This window comes from Micromonospora sp. NPDC000663, from assembly GCF_042898105.1.
In the GTDB taxonomy this organism is placed as follows: Bacteria; Actinomycetota; Actinomycetes; order Mycobacteriales; family Micromonosporaceae; genus Micromonospora.
This window is the reverse complement of sequence record NZ_JBIAYR010000012.1, coordinates 43,378-56,945: the sequence shown is the minus strand read 5'-3', so window position 1 is coordinate 56,945 and position 13,568 is coordinate 43,378. Positions and strand designations below refer to the sequence as shown.

The 13,568-nt window shown below is 70.4% G+C and carries 9 protein-coding genes; 5 read left to right on the top strand and 4 right to left on the bottom strand.

Annotated elements, in window-relative coordinates; genetic code table 11:
• Nucleotides 1–12: 12 nt before the first annotated feature.
• The 4 genes from ACFY1S_RS26615 to ACFY1S_RS26600 are packed head-to-tail and all read right to left on the bottom strand — an operon-like array spanning nt 13 to nt 6,592.
• Complete coding sequence (locus ACFY1S_RS26615) at nt 13–1,428, bottom strand: condensation domain-containing protein (RefSeq protein WP_387123257.1); 1,416 nt, start codon at nt 1,426–1,428, stop codon at nt 13–15.
• A complete protein-coding gene (locus tag ACFY1S_RS26610) occupies nt 1,418–2,998 on the bottom strand; it encodes an amino acid adenylation domain-containing protein (RefSeq protein ID WP_387123255.1) in 1,581 nt (526 codons plus the stop codon). The genes ACFY1S_RS26615 and ACFY1S_RS26610 overlap by 11 nt, the downstream gene beginning before the upstream one ends.
• Nucleotides 2,995–3,285, bottom strand: a complete 291-nt coding sequence (locus ACFY1S_RS26605) for a phosphopantetheine-binding protein (RefSeq protein WP_387123253.1) — start codon at nt 3,283–3,285, stop codon at nt 2,995–2,997. The genes ACFY1S_RS26610 and ACFY1S_RS26605 overlap by 4 nt, the downstream gene beginning before the upstream one ends.
• 49 nt (nt 3,286–3,334) lie before the next feature.
• Nucleotides 3,335–6,592, bottom strand: coding sequence for a condensation domain-containing protein (locus tag ACFY1S_RS26600; RefSeq protein ID WP_387123251.1), 3,258 nt, complete (start codon nt 6,590–6,592; stop codon nt 3,335–3,337).
• Nucleotides 6,593–6,999: 407 nt separating this feature from the next.
• Here ACFY1S_RS26600 and ACFY1S_RS26595 point away from each other — a divergent pair, with 407 nt between their 5' ends.
• The 5 genes from ACFY1S_RS26595 (at nt 7,000) to ACFY1S_RS26575 (ending at nt 13,506) form a co-directional block, all read left to right on the top strand.
• Complete coding sequence (locus ACFY1S_RS26595) at nt 7,000–8,181, top strand: acyl-CoA dehydrogenase family protein (RefSeq protein WP_387123248.1); 1,182 nt, start codon at nt 7,000–7,002, stop codon at nt 8,179–8,181.
• A 275-nt stretch (nt 8,182–8,456) separates the two neighbouring features.
• Complete coding sequence (locus ACFY1S_RS26590) at nt 8,457–9,473, top strand: alcohol dehydrogenase catalytic domain-containing protein (protein WP_387123380.1); 1,017 nt, start codon at nt 8,457–8,459, stop codon at nt 9,471–9,473.
• A gap of 195 nt (nt 9,474–9,668) precedes the next feature.
• A complete protein-coding gene (locus ACFY1S_RS26585) occupies nt 9,669–10,913 on the top strand; it encodes a cytochrome P450 (protein ID WP_387123246.1) in 1,245 nt (414 codons plus the stop codon).
• A complete protein-coding gene (locus ACFY1S_RS26580; RefSeq protein ID WP_387123244.1) occupies nt 10,910–12,214 on the top strand; it encodes an enoyl-CoA hydratase/isomerase family protein in 1,305 nt (434 codons plus the stop codon). The genes ACFY1S_RS26585 and ACFY1S_RS26580 overlap by 4 nt, the downstream gene beginning before the upstream one ends.
• 41 nt (nt 12,215–12,255) lie before the next feature.
• Nucleotides 12,256–13,506 (top strand): PLP-dependent aminotransferase family protein, encoded by a 1,251-nt coding sequence (locus ACFY1S_RS26575; RefSeq protein ID WP_387123242.1) that lies wholly within the window; start codon nt 12,256–12,258, stop codon nt 13,504–13,506.
• The last annotated feature ends 62 nt before the right edge of the window (nt 13,507–13,568 follow it).

The following is a 13,568-nucleotide window of genomic DNA, read 5'->3' as shown; positions in this document are numbered from 1 at the left end:
CTCCCCGCGCCGCTACGCACTGTCGCTCCCGGCGGCAGCGGAGATCCGGCCGAGCGGCTCGTCGGGCGCGGCGACGCCGTACGCCAGCAGTGACAGGAACCGGCCGGCCGCCTCCGCCACGGTGGCCGGGTCGAAGGTCTCGGCCTCGTAGTTCCACTCGCCCGAGTACCCGCCGTCCCGGCCGGCCACCAGGTTGAGCTGTAGCGCGAACTTGGCGTACCGCTCCGGAAGGCGGATCACCTCCGCGGTGACGTCGGGAAGCGAGAACGGCTCCCACTCCATGTCGTCGACGACGATCGCCACATCGCACGGCGGCGGCGCGTCGGGAGCGGTGCCCTCGCGCGCCAACTGGACGATCATCGGGTACGGGACGCCGCGATGCTGCATGGCGCCCAGGATCTCCGCCTTGGCGCCCCTGGCGAGCGCCCGGAACGACATGTCGGCCGTGACGGCCAGCCGCATCGGCAGCAGGCCGATGAGGACGCCGATCACGTCGTCGACCTCGGCTGACCCGCGCAGCGACATCGGCGTCCCGAAGATCACCTCATCGGACTCGCCGTACTGCCACAGCATCGCGGCCATCGCCGCCGCGAAGACGCCGAACGGTGTGGTCCGCAGTGCCCGGCTCGCGTCGCGTACCGCCTGGCCGAGTTCGGGGCCGATCTCGAAGGCGTGATGTCCGGCCATCGCGTTCCGCCGTCGGGCGTACTCCGGCCACCAGGCCGGCAGCGTGCCCGGGAGTGGCTCGTCGTCGCCCGTCGCCGTCCCGGATACCGCCCGGGCCGGCGGGATGGTGCACGACCGGGGAGCGTCCCGCACCCGCTCGCGCCAGTAGTCGAGGTTCGTCGGGTCCAGCCCCGCGGCCCGCTGGGCGATGGCGAGTTCGCCCGCCTGCACCGGCAGCGGCTCCAGGCCGGGCTCCAGGCCGCGTACCCGGGCGGTGTAGAAGTGCTTGAGTTCCCGCTGGAAGATGTTCAGCGACCAGTCGTCGATGACGGCGTGGTGGAGCTGCACCACCAGGACGACCTCGTCCGGAGACACGCGGACCAGCCACGAGCGCATGGGTGACTCGCCCAGGTCGAGCGGTTTGCCGACGATCCGGCCCAGTTCGTCGTCGAGCGCCGTCGACGGGCAGGAGAGCTTCTCCAGGCGTACCGGATCCGGGCCGGTGACCATCTGCACCGGTTCCTCGTTCCACTCGGTCAGCCGGGTACGGAGCACCTCGTGACGAGCGACGATCTGACTGAGCGCCCATTCGAGCGCGTCGACGTCGAGTCGCCCGGTGATCCGGCACACCCAGGCTTCCACGTGTCGGGACGATCCGTCCCACAGGGCGTCGTCGATCCACAGCCCCTGCTGCTCGTGGCTCATCGGGAAGATCCGCGAGCGCGTGCCCGCGCCGGGGTTGGCGTCCAGTTCACCGCTCATCGTTGCGCCCCGCCCGGACTCGGGTGGCGGGCCGCGAGATCCGGGCGATCTCGTGCAGCGCCGCGCGGTCGACCTTGCCGTTCGCGGTCACCGGATACTGCGTCAGGCCGCGGATGGTCTGCGGCACCAGGTACGCGGGCAACAGCCGACGCAGTTGATCATGCACCCGCAGGGGATCGTCCGACGGGGCGGGCGGATCGGCGTCCGGTCTCGGGACCTGGTACACCAGCGCCAGCCGGACCGGCACACCGTCGCTGTTGGTCACCGCGAAGGCGACGCAGTTGCGCACGCCCGCCAGCGAGCCGGCCACCGACTCGATCTCGGCGAGTTCGATCCGCTGCCCGTTGATCTTGACCTGGCGATCGCGCCGGCCGCGGTAGTGCAGGACGCCGTCGTCGTCCCACACCCCCATGTCGCCGGTCCGGTAGATCCGATCCGGGACCCCGTCGATGTCGACAGTCGGGAACTTCTCCCGGGTCAACTCCGGCTGCGCCAGGTAGCCGTTCGCCAGGCCCTGACCAGCGATGCAGATCTCGCCCTCCCGACCGGGCCCGCAGCGCGTGCCGCGCTCGTCGAGCAGCACCACGCCGGTACCCCGGACCGGCGTGCCGACCGGCACTCCCCCGGGCACGTCGCAGTCCGCGGGCACCAGCCGCCGCAGCGTCGTGATCATGCAGCTCTCGGCGGGCCCGTAGGCGTTCCAGAGCGGCAGGTCGGGATGGTGGGTCAGGAAGCCCCGCACATGCTCCGGCGACGCCTTCTCACCACCGGTGTAGACGTGGGCAAGGCCCTCGAAGCAGTCCGGCGCCACGTCGACGAACAGGTTGAACACCGAGGTGGTGATCCACAGTGTGTCGACGCCGTGCCTCGACACGACGTACCGCAGCGTGTTCGGCAACAGGCTCTCCGCGACCAGCACGACGGTGCCGCCCGTCGTGAGCTGACCCCACAGCTCGAACGCGTACATGTCCCAGGGCAGCGCCGCGAACTGCGGCGTCGCGTGGCCGGGACCGAAGCCGTCGAGGCCCTCGGGGCCGAAGAGCCGCGTCACCGCCTGGTGCGGCGACAGCACACCCTTGGGGACGCCCGTAGTGCCGGATGTGAAGAAGACCGTCGCGGGCGAGTCCGGTGGCACCGACACCGGGTCGTACGCACGGGCGCGCCACGCCGCGTCGTCGATGCCGCCGCCCGAGGGCTGGTACCTGTCGAACCGGCCGTCCCACCTGTCGTCCGTGGTGACCGTCACCGCCGGCGAGATGAGATCGAGGATGAGTCTCTGGCGCTCCACCGGCCAGCTCGGGTCGAGATTCGTGTAGGCCGCGCCGGTCTTGAGGACTGCCAGTTGCAGCGCCACCATCTCCGGCGAGCGGTCCAGCAGGATCGGTACGACCTGCCCCGGCCCGACACCACTGTCGGCCAGGTCGGCGGCGTAGGTGTTCGCGGCCGTGTCCAGCGTGCGGTAACTGATCGCCCGGTCCTGCCAGATCAGTGCGGGCGCGTCGGGGTCGCGCGTCGCGTGCGCGGCGACGGCCTCGTGGATCAGCGGCTGGGAACTGCTCGGTGCGCTCATGCCTCGGCCGCCAGCACGGACTCGGACCACACCCGCAGGGCGAAATCCGCGACGACGTCGTTCATGAACAGCCAGGCCGGCTCCGCCCGCCAACCACGCTCCTGTTCGAGGCGAGCGCAGATCTTGATGGCCGCGAGCGAGGTGCCGCCGAAATCATAGAAACTGTCGGTACGACCGACCCGGTCGACAGCAAGCACGTCAGCGATGATGTGCGCGACCGACTGCTCCACCTCACCATCCGGCGCTACATAGGCACTGTCAACGAACTGTTCCCTGGATTCACTCATCGAGATCCTCTGGTCGAGCCACGATTGTCGATTGACTGTGGTACCGGTACTACTCACCCGTGGCGGACGATCCGACCCGCGCGCCGCTGGGGACATCGCCCAGGTGCGCGCTCACCGCGCCGACCGACGGGTTGGCGAAGAAGGTCTTGAGGGGCAGCTCCACACCGAAACGATCAGTGATCCGCGCGACGAGGACTGCCGCCAGCAGGGAGTGCCCGCCCAGGTCGAAGAAGCTGTCGCCGACCCCCACCCGGTCCACGCCGAGCACCTGCGCGAACAGCTCGGACAGGATCTCCTCCTGCGGCGAGGCCGGCGCTCCGCCACCAGCGTCCGCCTCCGCGGCTGGTGAGGTCTGCTCCTCGATAGGCGCGGCGAACTCCAGGGTTCCGTCCGGACGCCACCGGACCACATCGCCGGTCCGGAACATCCGCTCGCCCACGCCGAACGGGCAGGCGACGAACCGCTCCGCCGTCGCCCCCGGCCGACCCAGGTACCCCCGGGCCAGCGGCGCACCGGCCACGTACAGCTCACCGTCTACTCCTGGCGGCACCGGCCGCAACCGGTCATCGAGCACGAACACCCGCGTGTTCCAGATCGGACGCCCCATCGGTACGACGAGACCGCTGTCGTCGCCGGCGCGGTGCGCGACACAGCCGACTGTGCACTCCTCCGGTCCGTACTCGCGGTGGATCTCCGCACCGCCGCGCGACCAGTCGTGTGCCAGCGACGACGGAAGGGTCTCACCGGCGACGACGAGCACCGTCTGCCGCTCGGCGGCCCGGTCCTCCTGCCCGGCCATCGCCCGCAGGTCCGAGGGCTCGAGCCGGACCGGCGCCACCGGACCCGCCGCGCCGTTGAGGACTGCGGTCAGCGGTCCGCCGTCCTGCGGGAGCAGCGCGACGGTGGCCCCGGCGAGCAGCGGCACCAGGATCGAGCTGATGTCGGGGCCGGACGACACAGGGGCGGCCACCGGCGCCGTGCCTCCCGCCTCGACGCGATAGGTGTCGGCGGCCCAGGCGCAGTAGTTGACGACGCCGCGGTGGGTGACAGTGACGCCATGGAGGGCGTCTGTCGGGCCGGCCGGGTGGACCACGTACGCCGGGTGGTCGGGGCGCAGCGCGGCGGCCCGCTCGTCGTCGGCGAGGGCGCTCCCCGGCACGCTCGCCAGCGCGGCGCGGGTGGCGGGGTCGTCCAGGATCATCACCGGGGGGCCACCGGCCATGGGTACGCCGGCGGCAGTGGCCTCGTCGGCGAGCAGGACCGCCGGCCGGGCGTCGGCGAGGACGAGGTCGACCTCCCCGGCGGGCCGGGCCAGATCGACCGGCAGGTACGCGGCGCCGGCCTTGAGCACGCCCAGCAGCGCGACGGCCAGCAGCTCGCCGCGCGGCAGAGCGACAGCCACCGACTGCTCCGGGCCGACCCCGCCGGCGGCCAGGTGCCTGGCGAGCTGGTTGGCGCGGTGGTCGAGCGCGGCGTAGGAGAGGCTGCTCCCGCCGGAGAGCACCGCCGTGGCGTCCGGCGTCCGGGCCGCCTGCTGCTCGAACAGCCGAGGCAGGGTGTGCTCGGGCACCGACCGGCAGGTGTCGTTCCACTCGTGCAGGATCCGCTGCCGCTCGGCGTCGTCCAGCAACTCGTGCTCGCTGACCGGCCGGGCCGGGTCGTCGGCGACCTGGCGCAGCAGTCGGGTGAGTCGTTCGGCGAGGGCCTCGACAGTCGATTCGTCGAAGAGGTCGGTGGCGTACTCGAAGGTGGCACGGATGCCCGCAGGTGAGCCGTCGGCGTTGTGCAGCGGGCGGACGAAGAGCGACAGGTCGAACTTCGTCGTCTCGTGGCCGACCGCCTCGGGCTCGATCCGCAGGCCGGGCAGCTGCCACCGGCGGGTGACCGCGTTGTCGGAGATGAGCATCACCTGGAACAGCGAGTGCCGGGACACCGAACGGGCCGGGTTGAGGATCTCCACCAGGCGCTCGAAGGGCACGTCCTGATTGCTGTACGCGGCGAGGTCGGTCTCGCGGATGCGGGCCAGCAGCTCGGTGAAGCTCGGGTCGCCGCTCAGGTCGGCGCGCAGCACGAGGGTGTTGACGAAGAAGCCGACCAGGTCGTGGACCGCTTCGTCGGACCGGCCGGCCACCGGCGTACCGATCGGGATGTCGGTGCCCGCGCCGCACCGCGACAGCAGGGCCGCCAGCCCGGCATGCAGCACCATGAACAGCGTCGTCTTGTGCGCGGCCGCCAGCGCCTCCAGTCCACGGTGCAGTCCGGCGTCCAGTGTGATCCCGACGGCGCCGCCACGGTCGGTCGGTTCGATCGGGCGCGGCCGGTCGTACGGCAGCCTCAGCTCGTCGGGCAGGCCCCGCAGCGCGGAGGTCCAGTAGTCGACCTGGTCGGACAGGAGGTTGCTCGCCTGGACGCCGTCACCGAGCAGGTCACGCTCCCACATGGTGTAGTCCGCGTACTGCGCGGGCAACTCGGCCCACCGTGGCGCCTGGCCCTCCGCGCGGGCCCGGTACGCCTCGGCCAGGTCGCGCATCAGGATGCCCATCGACCACCCGTCGCAGGCGATGTGGTGGGTCATCAGCAGCAGCACATGCTCCTGGGGCGCCAGCCGGAACAACCAGGCCCGGACCGGCAGCGCCGTCGCCAGGTCGAAGACGTGTCGCGTGGCCTGCTCGAGAAGGCGGGGCAGGGTCGCCGGATCCGCCTCCACCACCGTCACGTCCGGCGTCGCCTCGGCGGCCTCGAGGATCTGCTGGTACGGCTGGCCGTCCACCTCGGGGAACACCGTACGCAGCGACTCGTGCCGCCCGACCACATCGTGCAGCGCCGCCCTCAGCGCGTCCACGTCCAGCCGGCCCTGCAACCGCCAGGCGAACGGCATGTTGTAGACGGAGCTCGGTCCGTTGAGCCGGGCCAGGAACCACAGCCGCCGCTGGGCGAACGACAGTGGCAGCCGCTCGGGCCGCGACGTGGCCACCAGCGCAGGCCGGGAACTGCCGGCCTCCCCCATGGCCTTGGCCAGCTGCGCCACCGTCGGATTCCAGAACAGCGCACGGACCGGGACCTCTACGCCGAACACCGCTCGGATGCGGCTGATCAGCCGGATGGCCCGCAGGGACTGGCCGCCCAGATTGAAGAAGCTGTCCTCGACTCCCACCCTGTCGACGCCCAGCACCTGTGCGAACAGCTCGCACAGGATCTCTTCGCGCGGCGACGCCGGCTCCCGGCCGCGAACCGGGCCGTCGGGCGCCGGAATCGGCGGTACCCCCGGGTCAAGCTTCCCACCATCGGCGTCGAAGCGATTAGCCATGGTCATCCCCATCCTGGCTGGAACGAATCGATCCGCGCTGGCTAACCGACAGGCGGAAGCAGGTGCTGGTTCGCTGCGTGCAGCGCTCTGGGAGCGTCGCAGCCGCGCGACCCGCCTCCACCTCCGATCTTGCTCGGGCGGTTCGACGGGATCAGGCGACCGGTGTCGGCCGCTGGGCGCCATGAACGCTCGTGTCACTGCCGAACAGTGTTCGAATCTGGGCCGCCGCGCCGTCCCCGGCATCTCCGGTGCTGCTCCACACTGAGGCGAGTCAGCCAGGCCGGCCGAGCAGCAACCGGGAAGGCGCGGCGGACAGTCCGGCCTGGAAACGTCTGGAAGGCCGCTGGTTCCGATCTCGGGCCCTGTGACGCAGCGCGGCAGCGGGACACCTGCTAAGGAGAAACTCGATGGAGATTACCCAGGCGCCGCCCAAGGATGAGCTCGTTCGTCGCGCCTCCGCGCTTGTCCCGCTCCTGCGGGAAAAGGCTCTCTGGATGGAGGAGAACCGGCGGATCCACGACGAGGTCATCGAGGCGATCACCGACGCGGGCATCCTGAAGATGCGGGTGCCGGTCCGCTACGGCGGATACGAGTCCGACATGGGCACTGTCGTGGACGTCCTGGCGGAGCTGGGGCGCGGCGACGGCTCGACCGCGTGGACGGTCGCGGTGTGGTCGATCAGCACCTGGATGACGGGGCTGTTCCCCGACGAGGTGCAGGACGAGATTTTCGCGACTCCTGACGTGCGGATCAGCGGGATCCTCAGTCCCGGCGCCGTGGCCGTCCCGGCCGACGGCGGTTTCGTCATCAACGGGAAGTGGTCGTTCAACACGGGCGCTCAACAGAGCACCTGGAACACGAACGCCGCAGTCACGCCGACCGGGGACGGTGGCTTCGCACCGGTCATGGTCGCGGTCCCGATCGCCGATCTGGAGATCATCGACGACTGGCACACCTCGGGTCTGCGCGGTTCCGGCAGCATCACCACCATCGCCAAGGATGTCTTCATCCCGGCGGAGCGGGTGCTGCAGATGGGCCCGGTGTTGCAGGGTCAGCACCGGTCCGAGCGGAACGCGAACGCGACGATCTACCAAGCCCCCTTCATGCCTACCGCGTGCGCCACCATCAGCGCGCCGGCCCTCGGTCTGGCCATGGCCGCGAAGGACGCCTTCCTGGAGCGACTGCCCGGCCGGAAGATCACCTACACCAACTACGAGAACCAGGCCGAGGCGCCCATCACCCACCTGGAGATCGCCGAGGCGATCACCAACATCGACGAGGTCGGCTTCCACGCCCGCCGCGCGGCGAACATGATCGACACCAAGGGCCGGGCGGGCGAGGCCTGGACGCTCGAGGAGCGGGCTCGCGTACGACTCGACCTGGGCGCCGCCTGCCAGCGGGCCAAGGAGGCGGTCGACATCCTGCAGGGTGCGAGCGGCGGCTCCTCCATCCACCAGGACGTGCCGATCCAGCGAATCCAGCGGGACGTGCAGGCGCTCAACCTGCACGCCATCCTGCACCCCAAGACGAACCTGGAGCTGTACGGCCGGATCGTCTGCGGGCTGGACAGCAACACGCCGTTCGTCTGATCGGCGCGTCCGTCACCGTGCCGCGACCGTGAACACCGCCACCGGTGGTGGCTGGGCGGTGGGCGGCACCTGATCTCACCGCCCCGGAAAGGCCGTCCGCCGTTCGCCGCACGGCACCTGTGGTGCCGGCTGTGGACGGCGGGCGGCCTCCGGGGCGACCCCACCAGGCGCGGCCAGCTCGGAGCGCCCGCCGCGCCGCTGAGCCCTGCTGCGGCCCCTCATTGTCCGGAACGGCCGGCTCTCCTGGCCGGTCATACGCGAAAGGCGTCGTCGTGATGCTGGCATCAGTGTGTCCCGCAGTCGGTCAGGCCTGGGAGTTGCGCGAGGTTCCCACGCCCGTGCCGGGTCCAGGCGAGGTGCTCATCCGCGTGCACGCGAGCGGTCTGTGCCGCAACGACGTGTGGCTCACCGACGGTACGTATCCGTATCCGCCGATCGAGCCGACAATCGTCGGGCACGAGCCCGCCGGTGAGGTCGTCGAGGTAGGCGCCGGGGTGACCTCGCGCAGGGTCGGCGACCGGGTCGGCGCCACCTGGATCCAGGGTGGCTGCGGCTCGTGCGACCACTGCCGGCTCAACCTCCCGGTCACCGGCATCACGGGCATGAACTGTGTCTCCCCCGCGATGACCGGGCTGACCAGGCCGGGTGGTCATGCCGAGTATCTGGCGGTGCCGGCGTCCTCCACCGTGCTGCTGCCGGACGCCCTGTCCTACGAGATGGCCGCGCCGCTGCTGTGTGCCGGGTACACGTCCTGGTCGGCCCTGCGGGCCGGGAACCCGCAGCCGCACGAGCGGGTCGCCGTGCTCGGCATCGGCGGCCTCGGCCACCTGGCCGTGCAGTTCAGCAGGGCCTGCGGCTTCGAGACCGTGGCAGTGACCAGCAGTCCGGACAAGACCGAACTCGCCCGCGGGCTCGGCGCCGACCACGTGGTGTCCGACGGGGAGGGCCTCGCGAAGATCGGCGGCGCGGACGTCGTCGTCGTCACCGGCACCTCCTACGGGGCCGCCGCCGAATGCCTTTCCGGCCTCCGGGTCAATGGCCGCATGGTGCTCGCGACAATTGACCCGGCGGGCTCTTTCACCATCGACCCGTCACGACAGTTCTTCGCCAAGGGTCAGACAATTCTCGGCGCCACCCACAATGGCCTGCCCTATCTCGTCGAGGCCCTCGACCTGGCAGCCAGCGGTGCCGTCACGGCTCACATCGAGGTCTTTCCCAAGGAAGAGATCGCCGAGGCCGTCGACCGCGTAGCCGCTGGAGATGTCCGCTTCCGGGCCGTCGTCACCTACTGATCGGATCAGGACCCGCCGGCGATTGGGCGTCGGGCGGTCCGCCGGGCCGTGGACGGGATGCCGGGAACGGCAACCGGGGCGCCAGCGTCAGCATTCCGCAAGATGTGTCCGTGGGAATGCCATGTCATCGTCATCGAAGAATGTCCGCCAATTCGGGCGCAAGGGCTGGTCTAACTGAGCAGCGAGGACGGCGTTATGCAGAAAGAAACCCCTCCGGTCGTCATCGACACCTCAGGTGTCGATATCCATGCGGAGAACGCGAGGATCCGCGAGCACGGGCCGGTCGCCCAGGTCGAACTTCCGAACGGTGTACGGGCGTGGTCGATCACCGGTTACGACGCGGGTAGGCAGGCGCTGAGCGACCATCGCCTCTCCAAGGACGGGCATCAGCACTGGACCGCGTACGTCCACGGCGAGGTCGACCCGAGCTTCCCACTCATCGACTGGGCGCTCATGGACAACATGAACACGACATACGGAAGCGCGCACAGTCGCATGCGCGCGCTTGTGGCGAAGAGATTCACGCCGCGACGGATCGAGGCGATGCGGCCGACGATCGACAAGATCGTTGCGAGCCTGCTGGCGGACCTCGCGGGCACCTCGGCCGGCACGGTGGTGGACCTCAAGGCGAGATACGCCTACCCCCTCGCCGCCCGCGTGATCTTCGATGTCGTAGGTATTCCCGAGGCGGCCCGGGGAACCATCCTGGGCGACGGCGAGGCGCAGATCGACACGACCAAGACCAGCGAGGAGATCGCCGCGAGTGTCGAACGGGGACTGATGGAGCTGGCCGCGGTGGTCGAGGCCAGGCGCCAACACCCCGCGGACGACCTCATGAGTGATCTGATCGCCGCCCAGCAGGAGGACGGCTCGGAGCTGCGCGACGGCGAGATCATCGGCAATCTGTCGTTCCTGCTGGGTACCGGCACCGAAACCGTCACGAACCTGGTGGTCAATTCGGTACTCGCCCTGCTCTCCCATCCCGACCAGTTGCAGCTGGTCAGGTCCGGGAAGGCCTCGTGGCAGGACGCGATCGAGGAAACCCTTCGCGTCGAGGCGCCGGTGGCACATCTGCCATTCCGGTTTCCCACCGAGGATGTTCAGCTCGGCGGCGTGACGATGAGTGCGGGCGATCCGGTCCTCATGAATTTCGCCGCCATCGGACGCGATCCCGCCATCCACGGCACGAGCGCCGGTTCCTTCGACATCGCCCGGCCGTCGAAGGACCACCTGTCCTTCGGCCACGGCGCGTACAGCTGCATCGGCAAGGCCCTCGGCCGCGTGGAGGCCGAGATCGCAGTCTCCGCGCTGTTCACCCGTTTCCCCGACCTTGCCCTCGCGGTTCCGGCATCGGACATCAAGCCGCAGAGCACGTTCATCATGAACGGCCGTGACGAGTTGCCAGTCCTGCTGGCCGCGCCCCCTGCCGAGTCGGCGTGACACCACCAGCCACCTCCCGGGTGCGGGACCGCTTACGGGCCGAGGTGACCGATGCCGCCGCGCGCGCGGCCGATCTGGTGTCGACGTTGCCCGCTCCCGCTGACCGCAGCCCCGACCAGCAGGCCCGAGCCACCTCGGCGCAGGTACGCGCCCGGACCGCGAGGCGTCGGCTTCTGCGCGATCAGTCGGAGCTGCTCTACCGCGAGGCCGTCGGAGCGAGCTTGCGACGGCTGTCCTTGACCGATCTGTCGTACCTGCTGGCCGACATCGTTCCCGGCCTGACGCCGAACCGGGCGGAGATGGAGATGGAACGCGGCCGCCGCCAGTCCGCCAAGGAAGGCCTCGAGATCGACCAGGGCATCGCGTCCTCCGCGCTGCTCAGATCCGGTGCCGGCGCCGACCTGCTGCGCTCGCAGCGGTTGCCGACCGACGAGGCCCGTTCGCGGCTGGCGGAGTTCCAACGGACTGGCGCGGTCGAGATGCCTGTGGTGTCGGTACGGCGCACGGACGGGGTGGCCGAGATAACCGTCGCCAACCAGCGGTACCTCAACGCGGAGGACGAGCCCCTCGGCCAGCAGCTGGAGATCGCGATCGACCTGGCCCTGCTGGATCCGGGGGTACGCGTGGGCGTCCTGCGGGGCGCCGTCATGGAGCACCCGAGATACGCGGGCCGGCGGGTCTTCAGCTCGGGAATCAACCTGAGCCTGCTGTGCGCCGGGCAGATCCCCTTTCTGGGCTTCGTCATGCAGCGTGAGATGGGCTACCTGAGCAAGATCCAGCGTGGCCTGTGGGATCCCCGGCAGCAGGCCGATCCGACGGCTCGGGGCGGCAAGCCCTGGATCGCGGTCGTCGACGGGTTCGCCATCGGCGGTGGCATGCAGCTGATGCTGACCTTCGACTACGTGATCAGCTCGGACACGGCCTACTTCACGCTGCCGGCGGCGCGTGAGGGCATCGTGCCCGGTGCGGCGAACCTCCGGCTCGGCCGCGTCCTCGGCCCCAGGCTGGCCCGACAGGTACTCCTGGGTGGTCGGCGGATCGGGGCCCGCGAGCCGGCCGCGGCCCTGCTGTGCGACGCCGTCGTGGCGGAGGAGGAGGTCGACGGCGCGATTGACGAGGCCGTGCACGCCATGGACAACCCGGCGGTGCTCGCCAATCGACACATGATCACCGCCTTCGAGGAGCCCGAGGATCACCTCCGTGGCTACCTCGCCGAGTTCGCCGAGGTCCAGGTTCAGCGGTTGTACAGCCAGGACGTCCTGCACCGGTTGGAGCAACAGTGGATGCAACGGCAACGGTGAGCACCGGCGCGCATCTCCACGCCGATGACCTGCATCGCAGCGTGTCGAGCCGGCAGGTCGCCGCGATGACCATGCTCAACGAGATCGTGGCCGCGTTCCCGGACGCGATCTCGTTCGCGCCGGGCGCCCCCTACGAGCCGTTCTTCGCGGACATCGCCGTCGGTCCGCTGCTGGACACCTACGTCGAGGCCCGGCGGGCCGCCGGCCTCGGCGAGGAGGCGGTACGCCGACAGCTGTTCCAGTACGGCCCGAGCAAGGGGATCATCAACGATCTGGTCGCCGCCGCCCTGCGGGCGGACGAGGCCATCGACGTCTCGCCTGACGCGATCGTGATGACTGTCGGTTGCCAGGAGGCGCTCTTTCTCACCCTGCGTGTCCTTCATCCGCCCGGTTCCAGCCTGGCCGTCCCCGATCCGTCCTATGTCGGCGCTGTCGCAGCTGCCGACTCGCTGGACGTAGTGGTCCACCCGGTGCCGGACGACGGCACCGGCCCGGACCTGGCGGCCCTCCGTACGGCGTCGGAGCGGGAGCGGGCTGCCGGCCGGCGCCTGCGGGCGCTGTACGTCTCCCCCGACTTCGCGAACCCGTCGGGATGCCGGCTCTCGCTCGCCGCCCGACACCGTCTGCTGGCGGCGGCGTCGGACCTCGACCTCATCCTGATCGAGGACAATCCGTATGCCTTCACGGCCGCCCCGGACGACCGGCTGCCCAGTCTGAAGGCGCTCGACCGCGAGGGTCGGGTGGTGCACACCGGCACCTTCGCGAAGGTCGCGGTACCGGGAGCCCGGGTGGGTTACGTGGTGGCTGACCAGTGGGTCACGTCGCCGTCCGGCCCACCGGTCCGACTGGCCGCCATGATCGCCGCAGCCAAGAACGCGGTCACCCTGAACACCTCCCCGCTGGCTCAGGCCCTGATCGGCGGGCTCCTCATTCAACACGGGGGCTCCATCGCCGCGCTCGGCCAGCGTAAGGCGGCGCATCTGCGCGGCAACCGGGCCGTCCTCCTCGAGCGGCTCGCGCACCACTTCGGCGAGCCCGGTCAGCGGGGTGCCCGGGTTCGCTGGTGGGCACCCGAGGGCGGTTACTTCGTCCAGGTCGAACTCCCGGTCGAGGCCGACGACGCGCTGTTGCGGCAGTCCGCGGAGACGTTCGGCGTCCTCTGGACCCCGATGCGCGGCTTCCACCTCGCCCGGGGTGGCGAACGACGCATCCGGCTGTCGTGTTCCGCGCTCGAGCACGACGAGATCGTCGAGGGCACCGCCCGGTTGGCTGACTTTGTCAACGCGTTGTAGGGCACATGCCGGTCGCCCGGCTGCGGGACCGGTCGTGACACGGATGCCCGGTCCGGCGACGA

Excerpts from the sequence above, each read along its gene's own strand:
- ACFY1S_RS26615 (WP_387123257.1), bottom strand. The coding sequence starts at position 1,428 with ATGAGCGGTGAACTGGACGCCAACCCCGGCGCGGGCACGCGCTCGCGG.
- ACFY1S_RS26605 (WP_387123253.1), bottom strand. The coding sequence starts at position 3,285 with ATGAGTGAATCCAGGGAACAGTTCGTTGACAGTGCCTATGTAGCGCCG.
- ACFY1S_RS26595 (WP_387123248.1), top strand. The coding sequence starts at position 7,000 with ATGGAGATTACCCAGGCGCCGCCCAAGGATGAGCTCGTTCGTCGCGCC.
- ACFY1S_RS26600 (WP_387123251.1), bottom strand. The coding sequence starts at position 6,592 with ATGGCTAATCGCTTCGACGCCGATGGTGGGAAGCTTGACCCGGGGGTA.
- ACFY1S_RS26585 (WP_387123246.1), top strand. The coding sequence starts at position 9,669 with ATGCAGAAAGAAACCCCTCCGGTCGTCATCGACACCTCAGGTGTCGAT.
- ACFY1S_RS26610 (WP_387123255.1), bottom strand. The coding sequence starts at position 2,998 with ATGAGCGCACCGAGCAGTTCCCAGCCGCTGATCCACGAGGCCGTCGCC.
- ACFY1S_RS26590 (WP_387123380.1), top strand. The coding sequence starts at position 8,457 with ATGCTGGCATCAGTGTGTCCCGCAGTCGGTCAGGCCTGGGAGTTGCGC.